Genomic DNA, 20,342 nt, shown 5'->3' on the forward strand with positions numbered 1-20,342 from the left:
TTTTTAATTAAACGTATAACGATAATTATACTCAATTTAAGACATGATTTATTCAATGTCAAGCAAAAGTATTTAAACTTATTTAGATTTTTTATAAATTAAATTATTTCTCTTATATAAACAGACAGTATTGCTACAATACTATTCTTACACATCAATTTCTAAACAAATAATGCCGCTAAATAATGAATAGCGGCACTAATAATTATATCTGAAAATCCAGATCAGGGAATAATCCTCTTTATTACTCTCAGCTTATGCGAGTATTGTTGAGTATCCACATTAAATATTCCAATATGATCCACATTATCAATTCGCACTTTTCCCGAAGCATGTATGATTTTATGCCTATCCCAAATAATACCTACATGCGTTATTTGTCCCTCTTCATTATCAAAAAAAGCCAAATCACCCGGTAAAGCCTCTTCAACAAAGGTTAAAACTTCGCCTTCTTTCACTTGCTGACTTGCATCTCGTGGTAAACAAATGCCATTCAACTTATAAACAATCTGACTCAGACCGGAACAGTCTATTCCATAAGGTGTACGCCCCCCCCATAAATAAGGCGCATTGAAATATTTGAGTGCTGATTCAATAAGAGAATTTCTCAACTCTTCAGGCTTTTTCCCATTTGATGACACCACCCCCTGATAATGATAAAGCTTATCAGCTAAAAAGAAGGTCTTTTTCTCTAAATCACAAAAAGGGAAAGAACTCCCCGGAACAATCAATTTATTGGAATAATCCGCTTCCTGAAAAACCAGATTGAACGTATCATTAGCAACAACAGGAAAATCCTTATTCAGTTTATTGAAGAGTTCCTCATCAATATTAGTAATCATCTTACTATCAACCCAACCTTCATATTGATCAAAAGCCAACCTAATCTTTGACCACTTTTCAGTTGTTTCAGTTATTTCGAAATGTTCACCAAACAGAATTTGACTCACCATCTCACTTTTTTCAGTGGGTTCTTTGCGAACGGGAATAATACTTAAATCAGAAATGCCATAAGTCATTTTCAATACAAGTTTTAAAAAAAGATTAATACTAAATACGTTTTGTTGAACGTAATTGTATCAAATATATAAATAAATCAGATCAATCTTCTTCTTTTTTCCCTTAGGCTCAAGATTAAAGTAAAAAGAAACAATCAGTCCTAACTTTAAAGGATAATGATTACTTTTATCTAAACATTTTAAATCTAAATTTAGATTTAAACCAGATTCCAATCTATAAAATATGAGAAAATATATTCGCTGGATTCGACAGAATATCAAAGCCATATACCGTGTATTATTATTTATTATCACTTTAGGCGTTCTATCTTTAATATATCCTAATATAGGTAACTTCAGATACGAGTATCAGAAAGGAAAGCCATGGATGCACGAAACATTGATTGCACCATTCGACTTTGCTATCCATAAAACAGAAGCGGAACTCGCTGCAAACAAAGACAGTCTTTTAGCTAAATACTCACCTTACTATGAATACAAACCTGAAATTCTGCAACAGGTAAGCAGTAAATTCAATGCTGATTTCGAAAAGAAATGGAATGCGTACATTCAAACTGATAATTTCAAAAATTTAAACTACAAAAAATCAACTATTTCAATAGAAAAAAAACGTATTCTGCTTTATTTTCAAGACATCATTTCCGGCATTTATGATATCGGAATTATCGAAGCGTCAACACCTCAACTTCAGATACCAGAGAAAATAAATCGCTCTCTGAATAATGTCAGCGAAAAAATTGAAACCAAAAGCTTATATACTCCCAAAATAGCCTATGAGTTTATAAGTCAAAGTCTAAAAAATGATTTCAAAAATCAGAGCTATCATGTCTTCTTTCAGGATTTGAATCTGGATACCTATTTAACACCTAATCTCATTTATAATGAGGATATGTCTGAGAAGGTTAAAAATAGTATGCTTAGCAATATTTCTCTGACCAAGGGTTTAGTTAAAGCGGGAACCCGTATCGCCCTGATTGGTGATATTATAGATGATGACACCTTCAGAATTCTGGAATCACTAAAACGAGAATATGAAAGTATATTGGGCTCTTCACAGAGCCACTACCTGATTATGGGGGGACAAAGTCTACTCATTTTAGCCTGTTTAATTTTGCTTTTTCTTTACCTGAGAAACTTTCGAACACAAATACTTGAAGACAATAAAAAACTACTGTTTATTTTGCTTTTAATTGTACTTTTTGTCGGGCTGTCCAGTCTGGCAATGAAGTTTCCAATCATCAATATTTATATCATCCCTTTTGTCTTAATTCCGGTCGTTCTTAGAACACTTCTCGATTCAAGATCGGCTCTATTTATTTATATTATATCCTTGCTTTTAAATGGATTCTTAGCCCCCAATAGCTTTGAATTTCTTTTCTTACAATTATCAGCAGGAATTATGGCCATCTACTCTTTGCCTCAACTTGAACGTAGAGGCCAACTTGTTATCACTGCCATTATTACATTCTTTACTTATAGCATCGTTTATTTTGCTTTCGCAATTACTCAGGAAGGAAGCATTCAAGAAATTGAATGGAAAAATTTCATATGGTTCGCCATTAATGGCCTATTACTGACATTTTCCTATTCACTTATTTATATTTTCGAGAAACTTTTTGGGTTTATTTCCGATGTGACTTTAATCGAGCTGGCTAATCAAAACCACCCGGTTTTACGTCAATTGATTCAACATGCACCCGGAACTTTTCAACATTCCCTAACGGTAGCAAATTTGGCAGAAGCTGCAATTAATGAAATCGGAGGCAACCCCCTTTTAGTAAGAACCGGAGCTCTTTATCATGATATCGGAAAGATGAAAAACCCAGTTTATTTCATCGAAAATCAAATGACTAACAGAAATCCTCATGATAATCTGGAATTTGATAAATCGGCACAAATCATTACTGACCATGTCAAGTACGGTATTCAAATCGCAAAAAAACATAAATTACCACAGCAAATTATAGATTTTATTCAGACCCATCACGGTGCAGGACGTGTTCAGTATTTCTACACCTCTTTCAAAAATAAATATCCCGATAAAGAGATTGATGAAGAAAAATTCACTTATCCCGGCCCCGATCCATTTTCAAAGGAAACAGCTGTGCTAATGATGGCTGACTCAGTTGAAGCTGCTTCGAGAAGTTTAAAAGAAAAAACACCCGAGAGTATCGAAAATCTGGTTATTAGTCTTATCGACAAACAGATTTCTGAAAATCGTTTTGAAATGGCAGATATCAGTTTTAAAAATATCCATCAGGTCAAAAACATATTCATCCAGATGCTCATCAATATCTATCACGCCAGGATAGAATATCCCAAAGAAATAAACCGAGACTAAAACAAAAACTTGACTGAAAACAAACAGTCAAGTTTTTTTTTGATCCATAATAGGAAACTAATATTTTTAATATGTATCCTTTTCATTAAGCTGTTGCTTAAAAATGAACTCAAAAAAATTTCTTGTAATTAATAGAAACAATCCTTAACTTAGAAATTAAACAATTCATTATTATTTGTTTGCACAGAATAATTACTAACAGAAATCGAATAATTTTCTAACGCCAAACTCTCTCTATTATGAAACGTTATAACCTTTATTGCCTAAGTATCTTCATGCTTCTTTTATCTATCAGTGCCTGTCAATCCCCAAAAAAAGAAGTAAAAACCACAAAAGACACTGTCATGCAACGTAAGTTGGCTAATTATGCTAAGGTTAAGCTGAATGCCGATTTAAGTAGCTTATCTGAAGGGCATGTCAAACTTCTCTCTCACCTATTACAAGCGGCAGATGCCATTGATGAAATATACTGGCAACAAGCTTATGGAGATAAAAATACACTTCTAAATAAAATTGGTGACGATCCGGATATGAAAGCCTATGCCATGATTAACTACGGTCCCTGGGATAGGTTAGATGGTAATGCTCCTTTTACAGATGATTTCCCTCCTCGCCCACTTGGTGCCGGCTTTTTCCCAAGCGATATGAACCAAAATGATTTCTTTGCAATTCCGGGAAATAAAAAGTTTGAGCCATTAACAATCATAAAAAAAGATGCTAAGGGAAGTCTTAAAGTTATCCCTTATTATGAAGCCTATAAAAATCAAATAAACAAAGCTGTTGATCATATACGTAAAGGTGCAGAGTTTTGTGACTGCCCGGATTTTAAAAAATACTTATTACAACGTGCCGATGATTTATTAACCGATAATTTTGAAAAAAGTGATGCACTTTGGTTGAACTTAAAAGACAATAAAATTGACTTTATTGCTGGTCCTATCGAAAATATTGAAGACCATTTGATATGGACAAAATACTCATATGGAGCCTTTATTCTACTAAGGAATTTGAAATGGACAGATGAGGTTAAGAAATTCTCTTTACTTCTTCCTTACCTACAAAAGAACTTACCTGTTGATGATAAATACAAATCAGAAACCCCGGTAGAAAATTCCGATATTGTGATTTACGATGTCCTGTATAACTCAGGTTATTGTAATGCAGGTAATAAGTTAATTGGGTTAAATCTTCCAATTGGAACTGAACGCGTCGTTGCCCATTCCAGAAAAGTTCACTTCAAAAATGTAATGGAAGCCAAATTCCAAAAAATACTGCAACCCATTACCAATCTTGTTATCGATGAAAAACAAAGAAAACATGTGAAGTTTAATTCTTTCTTCCAGAATACAGTTTTTTATGAAATCAGTAATAGTCTTGGTATTTCGCAAACAATAAATAATAAGGGAAGCGTTAAAGACGCACTAAAAGAACATTATGCAATTATTCGCGAACTTAAAAACGATGTTCTGAGAATGTTTTTCATTACCAAATTACATGAAATGAATGAGCTTAAAGATGTTGATCTTGTGGATAATTACGTGACTCATATGGCCGATGTTTTCCGCTCAGTCAGATTCGGTGTAACCGATGCACAAGGAGTTGCCAATATGATTCGTTTCAATTATTTTAAAGAGCAAGAGGCTTTTAAATACGACTCTAAAACCGGTACATATAAAATTAACGATTATAAAATGAAGAAAGCCATCGAATCTCTTTCGAAACTCGTTTTGGCAATTCAGGGAGACGGTGATTATGAAAAAGCTGCTGAACTAATTCAGGATAAAGGTTATATTCATAACGAACTTCTAAATGACTTATATCGCATTCAAAGAGCACGAATTCCTAAGGACGTTGTTTACGATCAGGGAGATCAACTCGCAATGGAATAAAAACAAATTGTCCTAATAAAAGTAAAAAGCTTGTCGTGTTCGACAAGCTTTTACTTTTGGATATTTTGTATTATTCATAACCCCACCCATTGAGGATGTTTACACCTATACAAAAAAGATATCACCAATAGTTTGAAGAATGATCAGGAAGATTTATCCAAATTTTCAAAAGACGAATATTCTTTTTCCAACATCAGAAAGTTCTTATCGAAAATATTTTTGACATAGCCCGCCTATTCCTATCATCAGGAAGAGATTTTATCCTGAGTTTATCTTTCAAAATTAAATCAGCCATTAAACTAATCTTCAGAAGATTCTTTTTCAGAATTCCCGTTTGCATCATAAAGCTTATCCTCATCGACAATTGGATTTATGATTAAAGGAATATCCTGAATTTTTGCAGTACCAATTAGGCCAAAAGTCATAATTAAGCTGGTAGCAATAATAATGAATAAGAGAATCCCTGAATCAAAAGCTTCGCTCCCGTATTCCGGAGGTATGGCATAATACAGTAAGACAGTTATTAATCCTCGTGGAGCAATCCAAAGTTGTGGAAAAATATCACTTCCCATAAAAACACGAAGAAACAACCAGCGAATTCCATAAATACTAAATAAAAGAAGGAGGCTAACTTCCAGAACCCGGAAACTGAATATACTCGAAATAAGAATACTCGCTCCAAAAATCACAAAAAAGAAGGTTCTAACTACAAAAGCTGATTCTCTGGTTATAAAATGCAACTCACGTTTAAGCGTTTCGAACTTCTCTTGATGCAAGTATTTACGTAGAAAACCCCGATAAAAGAGTTCATTATTCTGAACAACAACTCCAAAAACCAGAATGATAATTAGCGGAGATAGATGCAATATTTTTCCAACGGCATAGAGTAAAATCAAAAGTGAGATTAGCAAGAATAGACGCGCCCCATCATTAATAAACTGGAAGATATATAAGAGCAAATAACTCGCCAAAAAAGCAACAATCAAAGAGACTCCGGTGCTAATAAAGAAACTAAAGGTTGGATGCATAACTACAGAATTTAATAATGGATCAGGATTCTGGTACTCAATCAAATTAAGCATGAAATAGAAAATCATAATCCCAATAATATCCGAAAACGTGCTCTCATATACATGAAATTCTTTTTTTTCCTCACCAAGCTTTCCAACGCTTGGAATTATAATAGCACTGGATAAAATTGATAAGGGCGTGGCATACAATAAAGACGTCAACCAATCCATATCAGGGATCGAATAATGGATGATTGCAGAAGCTGCAAACAATGACACAACGAGTCCAAAAGTGGCAATTAGCAGAGATTTTACAATCAACTCTGTCTTCTCTTTTTTCAGTTCCAATTCGAGTGCTGCTTCCAGCACAATCATAATCAAACCAATAATCCCAATCACTTCAAGAATTGGAAAAAAATTAATTTCATGTACATGAATCAATTTCAACCCATACTGAATCAGAACACCTAAACCAATCAGCATTAAAACTGAAGGAATATTGGTTTTATAAGCCAACTTGGAAAAAAGAAAAGAGAGCAAAATGATTAAACAGCCTGCAATAATTAACGGATATGAGCCGAATTCTACCATGTGAAAAGATTAAGTAATTATTTCATATCCAAAATAAACATTTTTTAAGATAATTAGATTAATCAGAACAAAATGCTGCAATAAAAAAGCTCCGGGAAAACCCGAAGCTTTTTAAAATCATCTTATCATGAAGATTTTTTCTTTCGTTTTAGAAATAAGACCAGACCTGTGATCAGTATCCAAAGTATAATTAAACCAGCCAAAGGGATAAATAAAATGTAAAATTTACCAAAAAGGTATTGATAAATTCGCCCCGTATGAATTTCAAGACAAAGATTCCATAAAGACATAGGTGCTTCTTTGATTTGCTGAGGCATCTCAACAAAATGCCTATCATCCGTCATATTTCCGACACCCAGATTATAATCGAAAACAAACTCCCGTCCATTAGCATCTCGCAAATATCCTGCTATCGGATGTGCTGAGATAGGTGGTCCCATTCTTTTAACAGGCATATAGGGCTTCCTGGTAAAATAATCGAAAATTAAGTTTCGTTCCGGTATCCAGTAAAATAAACCGGAAAATGAACCAATGAGGTATTGTCCGGGCTTAATCACCTCAAATACATTAACCCCCATTACTGAAACAGGTGCCTGAGATTGAAACAATACTGGTGCTGTTTCAAATAAATCATCGGAATAATAAATAGCTTCGTTGGTTGCTAAAAGCACTCTGTTTAATTCCTCATCGTATGAAATTCGTCTTAACTGATCGTACCAGGGATTGGGATCATCAAGATGTGTGAAGGGTAACTTTTCAACTTTTGCATTGGCAATAGAAATTAATAAAGGTGGGCGTAGGAACATACCCGTTAGTGCCGATAAAAGCAAAAAGATAATCATCCAATATCCCAAACGATTGTGCCATTTCAGATTAAATTTTAGAAATTTGGCTTTCCCTTTTACGTTTTTACTTTTAGCCTTTAGTCGTTTCATCCATTTCGGGTAAATAAAATAGATAATACCTGAAATTGAAAGCAGAATAAAGATGAGACCTACAAAATCAACAAAAAGTTTTCCCAGAAAACCAAATGCTTCTCCTGAATGCACCTCCCAAAGTGTTTTAAACAATGAAATTTTTCCATTGTAATCCGATTTTGGTAAAAGCTTGATTTTCTCAAAACCACTTGAATTTTTCTTGAGCAAATTGGAACGAGTCAGAACATAGAATTCCCCCTGCATCTCAAGCAAATCGACTACCCTTTTTTCTGAAACAGGTAATTCAATTTTTATCCAGGCTGCATTCTGAAGCTTATAAAGTCCCAGTAGAGTACCGGCATAAATATCACCAGAACTCGTCTTCAATAGTTTTTCTATCTTGCAATTATCAATCCCCTCAGGAAATCCCTGATTAAAATTCGCAAAAGTTTGATAATTATCAGTCGATTTCCAAACACCAATATTTCCATAAATAAGAGCTGTATCGCCTTCAAGCTGCAAGGCAGATTTCACAGCCGCCTTATTCCAATTGTGATACTGGTATTCATGCCCTAAATAATTGCGATTAACATCTATAGACGAAAAGGTCTCCCTGTGATTCATCACAATACCGGAAATGGCAAACAAGAGTATAAAGAAAGTGAGAACCAGAGATGGCCACTTATGATGTTTTTTAAAAAACTTAGTCCAATTCTTCATCGATAATTTTAGTTTTTACAGCTCAAAAACTGATGTCTAAAATAGACAAAAACCGCTCAAAAAGAATATCCCCTTTCTGAACAGTTTAAGCCATTACCCCAAATATGATCTGACTACAATCCCGACAAACAAGATTATGTCCACTTACTTGATAGTTACCTATCAAAGACTTAAAAAAATACGTAGTGACAAGATTGCCACTACATATCTATCGTTTAGTTGTAAAGTTTAGTTTAAAAACATTTTCATGTCCTCGTCAACAGTACCAATTCCGCCAATTCCGAAAGTATCAATCAATACTTTAGCCACATTGGGTGAAAGGAAAGCTGGTAATGTTGGTCCAAGATGGATATTCTTAACACCTAATGAAAGAAGAGCCAACAATACGATAACCGCTTTTTGCTCGTACCATGCAATATTGTAGGCAATTGGCAGATCATTAATATCATTTAATTCAAATACTTCTTTCAATTTCAGTGCAATTACAGCTAATGAATAAGAGTCGTTACACTGACCTGCATCCAATACTCTTGGAATACCGCCAATATCACCCAACTCTAATTTGTTGTAACGGTACTTAGCACAACCTGCAGTCAGGATAACTGTATCTTTTGGTAAAGCTGCAGCAAACTCAGTATAATAATCACGACCTTTCATACGACCGTCGCAACCAGCCATTACAAAGAATTTACGAATAGCTCCGGATTTAACAGCATCAACAACTTTGTCTGCTAATTGCATCACCTGATTGTGAGCAAATCCGCCAACAATTGTTCCGTTTTCAATCTCAGTTGGAGCAGCACATTTCTTAGCTAATTCAATAATTTCTGAGAAATCTTTCTTTCCGTTTTCATCCGCTTCAATATGCTTGAATCCCGGGAAACCCGATGCACCAGTTGTAAATACCTTATCCTGATATGTTGAATTTGCCTTTGGAGGAACAATACAGTTCGTTGTAAACAAAATCGGTCCGTTAAACGTTTCAAATTCTTCGTTTTGTTTCCACCATGCATTTCCGTAGTTACCTACAAAGTGCTCATACTTTTTAAATGCTGGATAATAGTTTGCCGGCAACATCTCAGAGTGTGTGTAAACATCAACACCTGTTCCTTCAGTTTGCTTCAACAACTCTTCCATATCCTTAAGATCATGACCTGAAATTAGGATACCTGGCTTATCGCTTACTCCAATGTTGACTTCAGTAATTTCGGGATTACCATAAGCGCCAGTATTCGCTTCGTCCAGAGTTGCCATAGCTGTTACACCATTAGCTCCACATTCCATAACAAGAGCTACCAAATCGTCAGCACTTAATGTATCATCGGTAGTTGCCTCTAACGCCTTTTGCATAAAAGCATACATTTCAGCTTTTTCAACGCCAAGATTATAAGCATGCTCAGCATAGGCAGCAAAACCTTTTAATCCGTATATCAATAATTCTCTTAAAGAACGAATATCTTCATTTTCAGTAGAAAGGACACCAATCACGCGAGCTTTTGCATCAAAATCATGCTCTGCATCAGCAAACCAGATTGCAGAATGGTGAAGATTTTCAAAAGTCACACCAGCAGCCTCAGCTTGAGTTTTGATCTCTTCACGTAACTTAAGACCTTTACGAATCGCATCAACAAACTTTACTTTATCGAAGTTGGCATTTGTAATAGTCATGAACAAACCATTCATAATAAAGTTGTTCACTTTATCGTTTTCAACACCAGCTTCACGAGCTTTAGTACTGAAAACAGAAATCCCTTTCATCACATACATCAATAAATCCTGAATGTTTGCAACCTCATCGGTTTTACCACAAACACCTTTAACTGTACATCCAGTTCCTTTTGCTGCCTCCTGGCACTGATAACAAAACATAGCCATAATTTAAAATTTTATCGTGTTATTATTAGAGTTCTTAATTTACAAAATCAAATGGAGACTGCCTAAATTAATTCGTTAACAGCCTAACTCCCTTTCGACACTACAAATATGAGCCAAGATCTCAGCAAAAAGTGTAACGAATGTTACAAACACAAAAGTTTTTCAGAGTTTTTTATCTTTTAATCTCTTTATCAGACTAAAATCCTTCTATTCTTTCAAAAAAATAATCCAAAATCAAGAGACAGCTATTGTCGCCATCTTTTTCCCAACTCAATTATTTCATTAACTTTGGTGTAATCGTATAAATCCACAAGAATAACCGCTAGAAGTTACAATCAAATTCTAATGTATAAGCTCATGTTAAAAAAAGCATTGCTATTATTTGCAGTTGCACTCATCTGCCTTTCATCCTTTGCTAAGGGGAAAAAAGATATTACTGTTGTATTCTATAATGTAGAGAACCTTTTCGACACCATCAATAATCCTGATAAAAGGGATAATGACTTTACCCCGATGGGCAAATTGCAGTGGAATACCAAGCGTTATAACGACAAAATATCCAAACTCAGTTACGTTTTAAGCTCAATCGATAAAGAAGAGCTACCTGCACTTGTTGGTCTTTGTGAAATTGAAAATAAGGATGTACTCGAAGATCTTATTGATCAAGAAAAATTAAAAGATGGTAAATACAAAATCGCTCATAGCGAAAGTCCTGATAAAAGAGGAATTGATTGTGCTTTGATTTACCAAAAAAGCCGATTCAAATACATCAAGCATGAAACGATAAGTATTGAATTTCCCTGGGAAAAGGAATACAAAACAAGAGATATTCTTTATGTACAAGGTCTGGTCGGAAGAAAAGACACCTTAAATATTTTCGTGAATCATTGGCCTTCTCGTCGAGGGGGACAAGAAAAATCAGAGCCAAACCGAATATTTGTAGCACAACAATTAAAAAAAGCTGTGGATAAAATACAGGCCAAAAATCCTTTTGCCAAAATCATTATCATGGGCGATTTCAACGATGAACCAACTGATAAGGCCGTAGCAGAAGTGCTAAAGGCTGGCAACAACAGGGACACAGATAATCCTATGCAATTATTCAACCTGATGTATGATATGAAAATCAATGGAGAAGGAACTTACAACTACAGAGGCACCTGGAATATGCTTGATAATTTAATTGTCTCAAACTCACTTCTAAATGGGTCAAGAGGGTATCAAACCTTACACAATGCCGGTCGAATCTATCGCGACAAATGGATCTGTTTTAAAAATAAAAAAGGGATACTAACACCTAATAAAACCTATGGAGGAACAAAATATTATGGCGGTTTTAGCGATCATTTCCCAGTCTATTTTAAACTGAAACGCTAAAACAAATCAAAACACGTTGTTTCAAAGAAATTAGCTTAGGATTAGAGCATATGCATTTCATGTATATGCTCTCTTTTTATTAGTTTTACAACTACAAACAAAGCAAAATTGGCACATGGATTTTAAACTTGTATCTAAATTTCACCCAACTGGTGATCAACCCGAAGCTATCAAACAACTTACTCAAGGTTTGAATGATGGGCATCCGTTTCAAACCCTTTTGGGAGTTACGGGTTCAGGGAAAACCTTTACCATTGCCAATGTCATCAAAGAAGTTCAGCGACCTACACTGGTTTTAAGTCACAATAAAACCCTTGCCGCTCAACTATATGGTGAATTCAAGAATTTTTTCCCTGACAATGCCGTTGAATATTTTGTAAGCTACTACGATTACTACCAACCGGAAGCCTATCTGCCCACTACGGATACCTATATCGAAAAAGATTTGGCCATAAACGATGAGATTGAGAAACTGAGACTAAGTGCTACCTCAGCCCTACTTTCCGGTCGTAAAGATGTGATTGTTGTTTCATCGGTTTCCTGTATTTATGGTATTGGGAATCCTGAAGATTTCCATGCCAATGTTTTGGAATTGAAACAAGGCCAACGTATCTCCCGAAACAAACTCTTACTCTCATTTGTTGATGCTCTTTATTCAAGAAACGAAGTCGAATTTGAGCGAGGTCATTTTAGAGTTAAAGGCGATACTATCGATATTTTCCCCGCTTATGCCGATTTTGCCTATCGCATTATTTTTTGGGACGATGAGATTGATGAAATCTATTCTTTTGATCCAATTAATGGACAAAAAATAGAACGCTACGATAGGATCACAATTTATCCAGCTAATATCTTTGTTACGAGCAAAGATAAGGTACAGAATGCCATTAAAATGATTCAGGATGATATGGTGGCTCATGTTGAATATATGAAAAGCATTGGAAAACATCTGGAAGCCAAACGTGTTGAAGATAAAGTTAATTTCGATTTGGAGATGATTCGTGAATTGGGTTATTGCTCAGGTATTGAGAACTATTCCCGTTATTTCGATGGCAGGGCGCAAGGTTCACGTCCTTTCTGCCTTATCGACTATTTTCCCGACGATATTCTAATGGTTGTGGATGAGAGTCATGTCACACTTTCACAGGTAAAGGCCATGTATGGAGGGGATCATTCGCGAAAAGTCAATCTGGTTGATTACGGATTTCGTTTGCCATCGGCACTCGACAATCGCCCTTTAAAATTTGAGGAATTTGAAGCCTTAAGTTCACAAACAATATACGTCAGTGCAACACCATCTGACTATGAACTTGAGAAATCTGAAGGAGTTGTTGTGGAACAAGTAATACGTCCAACAGGTTTACTCGACCCCAAAATCGACGTCCGTCCAAGTTTGAATCAAATTGATGATTTGGTTGCTGAAATTCACAAACGAAGTGAAATTGATGAGCGTGTTTTGGTTACGACACTAACAAAACGTATGGCTGAGGAACTCTCGCAATACTTTGCTGATCTAAACATCCGTTGTCGCTATATCCACTCCGATGTTGACACGCTTGATCGGGTTAAAATTATGGAAGATCTCCGATTGGGATTATTTGATGTTTTAATTGGGGTCAATCTTCTACGTGAGGGACTTGATTTACCCGAGGTTTCACTCGTAGCCATATTAGATGCTGACAAAGAAGGCTTCCTGCGATCGACAAGAGCCTTAGTTCAAACTGCAGGTCGTGCAGCCCGTAATGTCAATGGCCTGGTTATTATGTATGCCGATAAAATAACCAAATCGATGCAGGAAACCATTGATTCAACAAACTACAGAAGAGAAAAACAATTGGCCTATAATGCCAAACACAATATCACACCAACACAAATTATCAAGGATAAGACCAGCATCATGCAAAATGGTGGTGTCGATCCCAAAGCATATTGTGGTCCTGAAACAATTGAGATTGCGGCTGATCCTGTTATTCAGTATATGAGTAAGGAAAGTCTTGAAAAATCGATTGCTCAAACGAAAAAATCAATGCAAAAAGCAGCTAAGGAGCTCGATTTCCTTCAAGCAGCCCAATTCCGCGATGAAATGTATAAGCTTGAAAAACTTCTGAAAGAGAAAAAATAATTTTAATCACAAACTATTATATAGCAAAGAGGCTATTGAAAATTAATTCAATAGCCTCAATCTATTTTTTCACAGTTCTAAACGATTAACCTAAGTAGGTTTTAAGCAGTTTAGATCTTGAAGTATGTCTTAAACGTCGAATCGCTTTCTCTTTAATCTGACGAACACGCTCACGTGTTAAACCAAATTTCTCACCGATCTCTTCAAGAGTCATTTCTTGAATTCCAATACCGAAGAATAACTTGATAATATCACTTTCTCTTTCTGTTAGAGTAGCCAGGGCACGATCGATCTCTCTTGTCAGCGATTCGTTCAGTAAGCTACGGTCAGCGATTGGTGAGTCATCATTAATCAGTACATCAAGTAAAGAATTATCTTCTCCATCAACAAAAGGCGCATCTACTGATATGTGACGTCCCGATACACGAAGCGTATCAGCAACTTTATCAGCAGGCAATTCAAGAGTATCTGCCAACTCCTCAGGAGATGGTTTTCTCTCGTGCTCTTGTTCAAATTTAGAAAAAGCTTTGTTGATCTTATTCAAAGATCCAACTTGGTTCAATGGCAAACGAACAATACGAGACTGCTCAGCCAAAGCCTGCAAAATCGATTGACGAATCCACCATACCGCATAAGAAATGAATTTAAAACCACGAGTCTCGTCGAATTTCTCAGCAGCCTTAATCAATCCCAAGTTACCTTCGTTAATCAAGTCAGGTAGACTTAAACCTTGATTCTGGTATTGTTTAGCTACAGAAACAACAAAACGTAAATTAGCTCTTGTTAACTTTTCCAAGGCTCTTTGATCACCTTTTTTGATACGTTGTGCCAATTCAACTTCTTCCTCTACAGTAATAAGATCTTCTTTACCAATCTCTTGCAAATACTTATCAAGAGAAGCACTCTCACGATTGGTAATTGATTTTGTTATCTTTAATTGTCTCATAGTCCCTTTTTCAACTCGAAATATTCCGCAAAATTAGCCTTTTAAAAACTTATAGCCAAAATTGATTCACTTTTTATTCCAGTTATTTATTAATTTGCAATTCCGAGTCTTTTAATCTTGCACCAAAGAAAATGCATAATATTTATGCAATCCATTGGGATAAATACCCGAAATAAATACCCCCTCGTCTTCTATCTCACTTAAAGCCCTACGAATATCGTCTTCACTAGAAACAGGCTTATTATTTATGCTAATAATTATATACCCTTTCTTTATTCCTGCATGTTTCAATTTTCCATCAACCAGCTTACTCACTCGCATTCCATAGGGAATTCTAAGAGAATACATCTCTTTTTTTGATATCTTTTGAAATTCTGCTCCCAATAAATCGATTTGATTATCCTTAATCAGTTGGGTACCACCAATCATATTACGTAAAGTTAAGTCAAAATGTTTCTTTTTCCCCTCTCTTTTTACTAAAATATTAATTTTATCTCCAGGAGCATATTGACTAATTTGTTCTTGTAATTCTGAGCTCGTATTTATTTTCTTATTATTGATTTCAATAATGACATCACCCGACCGAATACCGGCTTCATCTGCAGCCCCCTTCATATTCACCCCATCTATATATACTCCTGTAATCTCTTCAAGCTTTAATTTTTTTGCCAAGTCAGCATCAACACTTCTGATACTTACACCTAAAAATGCACGCTGTACCTCACCATATTTCTTTAAATCAGCAATAACTTTTTTAAAAATACTTTCGGGAATAGCAAAAGAATAGCCTGAATAGGAACCCGTTCTCGACTCGATAGCCGTATTAATGCCAACCAATTCTCCTTGGGCATTAACTAGGGCTCCTCCACTGTTTCCCGGATTCACTGCCGCATCAGTTTGCAAAAATGACTCAATACTCATTCTGCCCCCCATGATACCGATATTTCGCGATTTGGCACTGATAATTCCGGCTGTAACAGTTGAAGTTAAATTAAAGGGATTTCCTACGGCCAGTACCCATTCTCCAAGTTTTAAAGCATCAGAATCACCAATATCCATCTTAGGAAAATCGTCTCCCTTTATTTTCAATAACGCGATATCAGTCGATGCATCCTGCCCAATTAATTTAGCCTCAAATACTCTTTTATCATGCAAAACAACCTCTATCCTATCTGATTGCTTAACCACATGATTATTGGTAACGATATAACCATCCTTCGAAATAATAACACCAGAACCTGCCCCCATTGTCGGTTGAGAATGGTAAGAACGCCCATTACCAAAAAAGAAATCGTAAATAGAACTTGATGGCTGTTCACCATAAAGGGTTTTCACGTGCACAACTGATTTTACCGAAGTCTCAGCGGCATAAGACAAATCAACCAACCCGGTGTCCAAATTTGTTGTCGTCGTCAGTTTCTGATCAGTAAAAGAGCTTGATTCAGGTTCAGGATCTCTTTTTTCCAAATAAATAAAAATAGAAACAGCAATTAAACCTCCCAAAATTGCCGTTAGAAGTCTTCCAAAAAACACTTTAGAATTCATAATCAAAAGTTCATATTCATTTTTAATTTCCTGATTTTAGGTCATATTTGAATCAGGATTACTATTTTTGACATCAATTTAATACTATAACATCATTTTTGTTCTGGTTATTATTATTCGTTAACAATTATTAACATATTGATAAAATGGAAATTTGCTTCTCAAAATACCAAGGGACTGGGAATGATTTCATTCTGATTGACAACAGAGACAATTCTTTTCCATCTGAAAATATTTCATTCGTAGAAAAAATGTGTGACAGACGTTTTGGAATTGGTTGTGATGGCTTAATGCTACTCGAAAACGAAGAGGGATTTGATTTTAAAATGAGATATTTCAACTCGGATGGCAGAGAAGGCAGTATGTGTGGAAATGGGGGACGTTGCATCGTAGCATTTGCCTATCACTTAGGTATTATAAAAGACAAAGCTCACTTTATAGCTGTTGACGGAGAACATTTTGCTAACGTCAGCCATGACGATAAGCAACTGATTGTAAAATTACAAATGCAAAACGTTCTTGAAGTCGAAACCGGAGATGATTATTACTTCCTGAATACAGGATCGCCGCATTACACTAATTTTATTAAGAGTCATACTAATTTCGATACAGTCACAAATGGTAGAGCCATAAGATACAATGATCGATTTAAAACTGAAGGAACAAATGTTAACTTCATATCCGGCGCTGGTAATCAGATTCAGGTTAGTACTTATGAGCGTGGTGTTGAAGATGAAACATATTCATGCGGAACCGGTGTTGTCGCATCATGCATTTCGGCCAAATTACAATTCAAAACCGATGACAATCATTTCTATGTAAAAACCAAAGGGGGCAACTTAGAGGTTGTTTTTAATCATAAAGGAGATCAAAATTTTGAAGACATCTGGCTTAAAGGTCCTGCAACATTTGTTTTTGATGGCAAACTTGATATCTAAAAAGAAAATTTATTACATAAAAACAAGCCTTCAATCTTAAGCTGATTGAAGGCTTGTTTTAGTTACTGTTTATAAGATATTAATCCCATTTAGCTACCTGATCGGTTTCAACATAGCTATTTATATAATCCAAAGCTTCCTTAGCATCTTTTACAAAAACATACATTTGACGAAAAGCTTTGTTGGCAAAATTCTCCTGATATTGCATATCAAACTGCGCCCTTAAAGCTGAATAAAAGCCATCGACATCAACAAAAACAATGGCCTTGGAATGATAGCCAAGTTGCTTAAGCGTAATCACCTCCATAATCTCTTCCAACGTTCCAAAACTCCCTGGCAGAGCTATAAAAGCATCCGACTTTTCACGAATCACCTCTTTTCGCTCCTTCATATCTTTAGTCACAATTAACTCATCAGTATAATCAGAAGCAATGCCTTTCGATTGAATCAATTCTGGTATAACACCTATAACTCTACCTCCTGATTGTTTGGTTGCCAAAGCCGAAGCGTGCATCAAACCCACATTAGTTCCACCGTATACAATATGATTGCCTGACTCACCAATAGCACGCCCCAATTCTTCTGCGGCTTTATAATATTTATCAGCTAAGTAATCGCTTGATGAACAAAAAACACAAATATTTTTACTCATAATCGTATTTTATTTAAATATATAATGCCCTTGGAAACAAATCACAAGGGCATTAAATATAACTCAATTTGAAATCTTTATTTCAAGATAATAGTATTAAGCATCAATATTGGCGTAAGTCGCATTCTGTTCGATAAACTCACGACGAGGTGGTACCTCATCACCCATCAACATAGAGAAAACACGATCCGTTTCGGCAGCATTCTCAATAGTCACCTGACGTAAAGTTCTTACCTCTGGGTTCATTGTGGTCTCCCACAGCTGCTCGGCACTCATCTCTCCAAGACCTTTGTATCGTTGAATATGCAAAGAAGATTCTTTTCCTCCACCCAATTCTTCAATTAGTCTTAAACGCTGATCTTCGTTCCAGCAATATTGCTGAGTCTTTCCTTTCTTAACCAAATATAAAGGAGGTGTCGCAATATACAAGTAACCATTTTCAATTAATGATTTCATGTAACGGAAGAAGAAAGTCATAATCAGTGTAGCAATATGGCTACCATCGACGTCGGCATCACACATGATTACAATCTTGTGATATCGTAGTTTTTCAACATTCGCAGCTTTACTATCTTCCTCAGTACCAATTGTTACACCTAAAGCGGTGAAAATATTCTTAATTTCTTCACTTTCAAAAACCTTATGCTGCATGGCTTTCTCAACATTCAGAATTTTTCCTTTTAAAGGCAAAATAGCTTGAAACTGTCGGTCACGACCCTGCTTGGCAGTTCCACCCGCCGAATCTCCCTCGACAAGAAAGACTTCACAATTTGCCGGATCCTTATCAGAACAGTCAGAAAGTTTACCTGGCAGACCTGAACCTCCCAAAACTGTTTTACGCTGTACAAGTTCTCTGGCTTTACGAGCCGCATGACGAGCTGTAGCAGCCATAATAACCTTCTGTACAATCGTTTTTGCATCTTTTGGATGTTCTTCAAGATAATTGGTCAACAAGGCACTAACAGCCTTATCAACAGCAATACTTACCTCAGAGTTACCCAGTTTTGTTTTAGTCTGACCTTCGAACTGAGGCTCAGCAACTTTAACAGAAACAACAGCAGTCAATCCTTCACGGAAATCATCTCCAGCAATATCGAACTTAAGTTTCGATAACATACCTGATTTATCAGCAAAAGCCTTCAGTGTTCTGGTCAAACCACGACGGAAACCTGTTAGATGGGTTCCCCCTTCAATCGTGTTGATATTATTTACATATGAATGAATATTCTCAGAGAAAGACGTGTTATATTGCAAAGCAATCTCAACAGGCACCTCATTATTTTCGATAGAAACATGAACTGTATCTTCGATCAACCTTTCACGAGTACTATCCAAGTATTGAACAAATTCTTTTAAACCTTGTTCAGAGTGAAACAATTCTGATCTAAATGTACCGTCCTGATGAACATCTCGCTTATCGGTTAGTTTAAGAGTGATTCCTCTGTTTAGGAAAGCCAGCTCTCGCAAACGAGCCGATAAAATATCGTATTTATATTCTGTTGTTAAGAAAATAGAATTATCAGGAGTAAAAGTAATATTCGTCCCCGTAATTTCAGTTTCTCCAATAACCTTAACATCAGCAAGCGGTTTTCCTTTGGAATATTCTTGCATGTAGATTTTACCATCACGGTGAATTTCGGCCTGTAAAAGCGTTGAAAGTGCGTTTACACAAGAAACACCAACACCATGAAGACCACCGGAAACCTTGTAAGAATCTTTATTGAACTTACCCCCAGCATGTAAAACAGTCATTACAACCTCTAATGCCGATTTATTTTCTTTCTGATGAAGTTCAGTAGGAATACCACGTCCGTCATCCTTTACGGTAATAGAATTATCCTCATTGATGAAGACTTCAATATTTTTACAATATCCGGCTAAAGCCTCGTCAATAGAGTTATCTACCACCTCATAAACCAAATGGTGCAAACCCTTTACATTAACATCACCAATATACATTGAAGGACGCTTACGAACCGCCTCTAAACCTTCTAATACCTGAATACTATCCGCTGAATATTCGGCATTCTCATTATTCACATTTTCTAAATCACTCATTTATCAGATCTTTAGTATTATTTTGGAAGAAGTCTGAAAAAGAACATTCTTTTTCAAAAAAAAAGAATCTCGATTACAGATTCTAAACATTCGAAGTTTATTCTCAAATAAGATTAGCTGACAATGAAGATGATCACTCAAATCACAAATGATTAATTTTTCTATTAATCAGCACATTACGTCAATCAAAATTAAAATCTATTGAGATAAACAAAGATAATAAAAATGATGAATTTAGATCACCTTATTGTAATAAAATAGCAAGAAAAATGGAGTTTTTGATGAATGATTTATTTGGCATAAAAAAAGGTTCAAGTTTTAATCTCTATCGAGATTTTTAAC

General features: G+C 35.6%; 13 protein-coding genes. 5 read left to right on the plus strand and 8 right to left on the minus strand.

What is annotated here, in order from left to right; all coding sequences use genetic code 11:
- Positions 1 to 224: 224 nt before the first annotated feature.
- Positions 225 to 1,019, minus strand: a complete 795-nt coding sequence (locus EO244_RS10345) for a C40 family peptidase (RefSeq protein ID WP_129254602.1) — start codon at positions 1,017 to 1,019, stop codon at positions 225 to 227.
- A 223-nt stretch (positions 1,020 to 1,242) separates the two neighbouring features.
- On the opposite strand from EO244_RS10345, the gene EO244_RS10350 reads away from it, so the two are divergent.
- Together EO244_RS10350 and EO244_RS10355 are read left to right on the plus strand one after the other, a co-directional pair.
- On the plus strand, positions 1,243 to 3,360 hold the full coding sequence (locus EO244_RS10350; protein ID WP_129254603.1) for an HD family phosphohydrolase: 2,118 nt from the start codon (positions 1,243 to 1,245) through the stop codon (positions 3,358 to 3,360).
- A 239-nt stretch (positions 3,361 to 3,599) separates the two neighbouring features.
- A complete protein-coding gene (locus EO244_RS10355) occupies positions 3,600 to 5,249 on the plus strand; it encodes a Zn-dependent hydrolase (protein WP_129254604.1) in 1,650 nt (549 codons plus the stop codon).
- Positions 5,250 to 5,548: 299 nt separating this feature from the next.
- On the opposite strand, the gene EO244_RS10360 is transcribed toward EO244_RS10355, so the two are convergent.
- The 3 genes from EO244_RS10360 to hcp all read right to left on the minus strand — a co-directional run bounded on the left by EO244_RS10360 (position 5,549) and on the right by hcp (position 10,362).
- Complete coding sequence (locus tag EO244_RS10360) at positions 5,549 to 6,850, minus strand: cation:proton antiporter domain-containing protein (protein ID WP_129254605.1); 1,302 nt, start codon at positions 6,848 to 6,850, stop codon at positions 5,549 to 5,551.
- A gap of 125 nt (positions 6,851 to 6,975) precedes the next feature.
- Complete coding sequence (locus tag EO244_RS10365) at positions 6,976 to 8,487, minus strand: PepSY-associated TM helix domain-containing protein (RefSeq protein ID WP_129254606.1); 1,512 nt, start codon at positions 8,485 to 8,487, stop codon at positions 6,976 to 6,978.
- Between the two features lie 228 nt (positions 8,488 to 8,715).
- The gene (hcp, locus tag EO244_RS10370; protein WP_129254607.1) at positions 8,716 to 10,362 is read right to left on the minus strand and encodes a hydroxylamine reductase; all 1,647 of its coding nucleotides are present in this window, start codon (positions 10,360 to 10,362) and stop codon (positions 8,716 to 8,718) included.
- 357 nt (positions 10,363 to 10,719) lie between these two features.
- Here hcp and EO244_RS10375 point away from each other — a divergent pair, with 357 nt between their 5' ends.
- Positions 10,720 to 11,739 (plus strand): endonuclease/exonuclease/phosphatase family protein, encoded by a 1,020-nt coding sequence (locus EO244_RS10375; RefSeq protein WP_129254608.1) that lies wholly within the window; start codon positions 10,720 to 10,722, stop codon positions 11,737 to 11,739.
- Between the two features lie 115 nt (positions 11,740 to 11,854).
- Positions 11,855 to 13,861, plus strand: coding sequence for an excinuclease ABC subunit UvrB (gene uvrB / locus EO244_RS10380; RefSeq protein WP_129254609.1), 2,007 nt, complete (start codon positions 11,855 to 11,857; stop codon positions 13,859 to 13,861).
- A gap of 85 nt (positions 13,862 to 13,946) precedes the next feature.
- Here uvrB and EO244_RS10385 read toward each other — a convergent pair whose 3' ends face one another.
- Both EO244_RS10385 and EO244_RS10390 read right to left on the minus strand, forming a co-directional pair.
- Entirely contained in the window at positions 13,947 to 14,807 is an 861-nt protein-coding gene (locus tag EO244_RS10385; RefSeq protein ID WP_129254610.1) for a sigma-70 family RNA polymerase sigma factor, read from the minus strand.
- A 111-nt stretch (positions 14,808 to 14,918) separates the two neighbouring features.
- Positions 14,919 to 16,352 carry a Do family serine endopeptidase gene (locus tag EO244_RS10390; protein ID WP_129254611.1) on the minus strand — a complete coding sequence of 478 codons (1,434 nt, stop codon included), beginning with the start codon at positions 16,350 to 16,352 and terminating at the stop codon, positions 14,919 to 14,921.
- A 146-nt stretch (positions 16,353 to 16,498) separates the two neighbouring features.
- Here EO244_RS10390 and dapF point away from each other — a divergent pair, with 146 nt between their 5' ends.
- On the plus strand, positions 16,499 to 17,290 hold the full coding sequence (gene dapF / locus EO244_RS10395; RefSeq protein WP_129254612.1) for a diaminopimelate epimerase: 792 nt from the start codon (positions 16,499 to 16,501) through the stop codon (positions 17,288 to 17,290).
- Positions 17,291 to 17,369: 79 nt separating this feature from the next.
- Here dapF and EO244_RS10400 read toward each other — a convergent pair whose 3' ends face one another.
- Complete coding sequence (locus tag EO244_RS10400) at positions 17,370 to 17,942, minus strand: LOG family protein (RefSeq protein WP_129254613.1); 573 nt, start codon at positions 17,940 to 17,942, stop codon at positions 17,370 to 17,372.
- 96 nt (positions 17,943 to 18,038) lie between these two features.
- The gene (gene gyrB, locus EO244_RS10405; RefSeq protein WP_129254614.1) at positions 18,039 to 20,000 is read right to left on the minus strand and encodes a DNA topoisomerase (ATP-hydrolyzing) subunit B; all 1,962 of its coding nucleotides are present in this window, start codon (positions 19,998 to 20,000) and stop codon (positions 18,039 to 18,041) included.
- Between the last annotated feature and the right edge of the window lie 342 nt (positions 20,001 to 20,342).

Origin of the sequence: Ancylomarina salipaludis, from assembly GCF_004122035.1 — a bacterium.
In the GTDB taxonomy this organism is placed as follows: domain Bacteria; phylum Bacteroidota; class Bacteroidia; order Bacteroidales; family Marinifilaceae; genus Ancylomarina; species Ancylomarina salipaludis.

Excerpts from the sequence above, each read along its gene's own strand:
- EO244_RS10345 (WP_129254602.1), bottom strand. The coding sequence starts at position 1,019 with ATGACTTATGGCATTTCTGATTTAAGTATTATTCCCGTTCGCAAAGAA.
- EO244_RS10350 (WP_129254603.1), top strand. The coding sequence starts at position 1,243 with ATGAGAAAATATATTCGCTGGATTCGACAGAATATCAAAGCCATATAC.
- EO244_RS10355 (WP_129254604.1), top strand. The coding sequence starts at position 3,600 with ATGAAACGTTATAACCTTTATTGCCTAAGTATCTTCATGCTTCTTTTA.
- EO244_RS10360 (WP_129254605.1), bottom strand. The coding sequence starts at position 6,850 with ATGGTAGAATTCGGCTCATATCCGTTAATTATTGCAGGCTGTTTAATC.
- EO244_RS10365 (WP_129254606.1), bottom strand. The coding sequence starts at position 8,487 with ATGAAGAATTGGACTAAGTTTTTTAAAAAACATCATAAGTGGCCATCT.
- hcp (WP_129254607.1), bottom strand. The coding sequence starts at position 10,362 with ATGGCTATGTTTTGTTATCAGTGCCAGGAGGCAGCAAAAGGAACTGGA.
- EO244_RS10375 (WP_129254608.1), top strand. The coding sequence starts at position 10,720 with ATGTTAAAAAAAGCATTGCTATTATTTGCAGTTGCACTCATCTGCCTT.
- uvrB (WP_129254609.1), top strand. The coding sequence starts at position 11,855 with ATGGATTTTAAACTTGTATCTAAATTTCACCCAACTGGTGATCAACCC.
- EO244_RS10385 (WP_129254610.1), bottom strand. The coding sequence starts at position 14,807 with ATGAGACAATTAAAGATAACAAAATCAATTACCAATCGTGAGAGTGCT.
- EO244_RS10390 (WP_129254611.1), bottom strand. The coding sequence starts at position 16,352 with ATGAATTCTAAAGTGTTTTTTGGAAGACTTCTAACGGCAATTTTGGGA.
- dapF (WP_129254612.1), top strand. The coding sequence starts at position 16,499 with ATGGAAATTTGCTTCTCAAAATACCAAGGGACTGGGAATGATTTCATT.
- EO244_RS10400 (WP_129254613.1), bottom strand. The coding sequence starts at position 17,942 with ATGAGTAAAAATATTTGTGTTTTTTGTTCATCAAGCGATTACTTAGCT.
- gyrB (WP_129254614.1), bottom strand. The coding sequence starts at position 20,000 with ATGAGTGATTTAGAAAATGTGAATAATGAGAATGCCGAATATTCAGCG.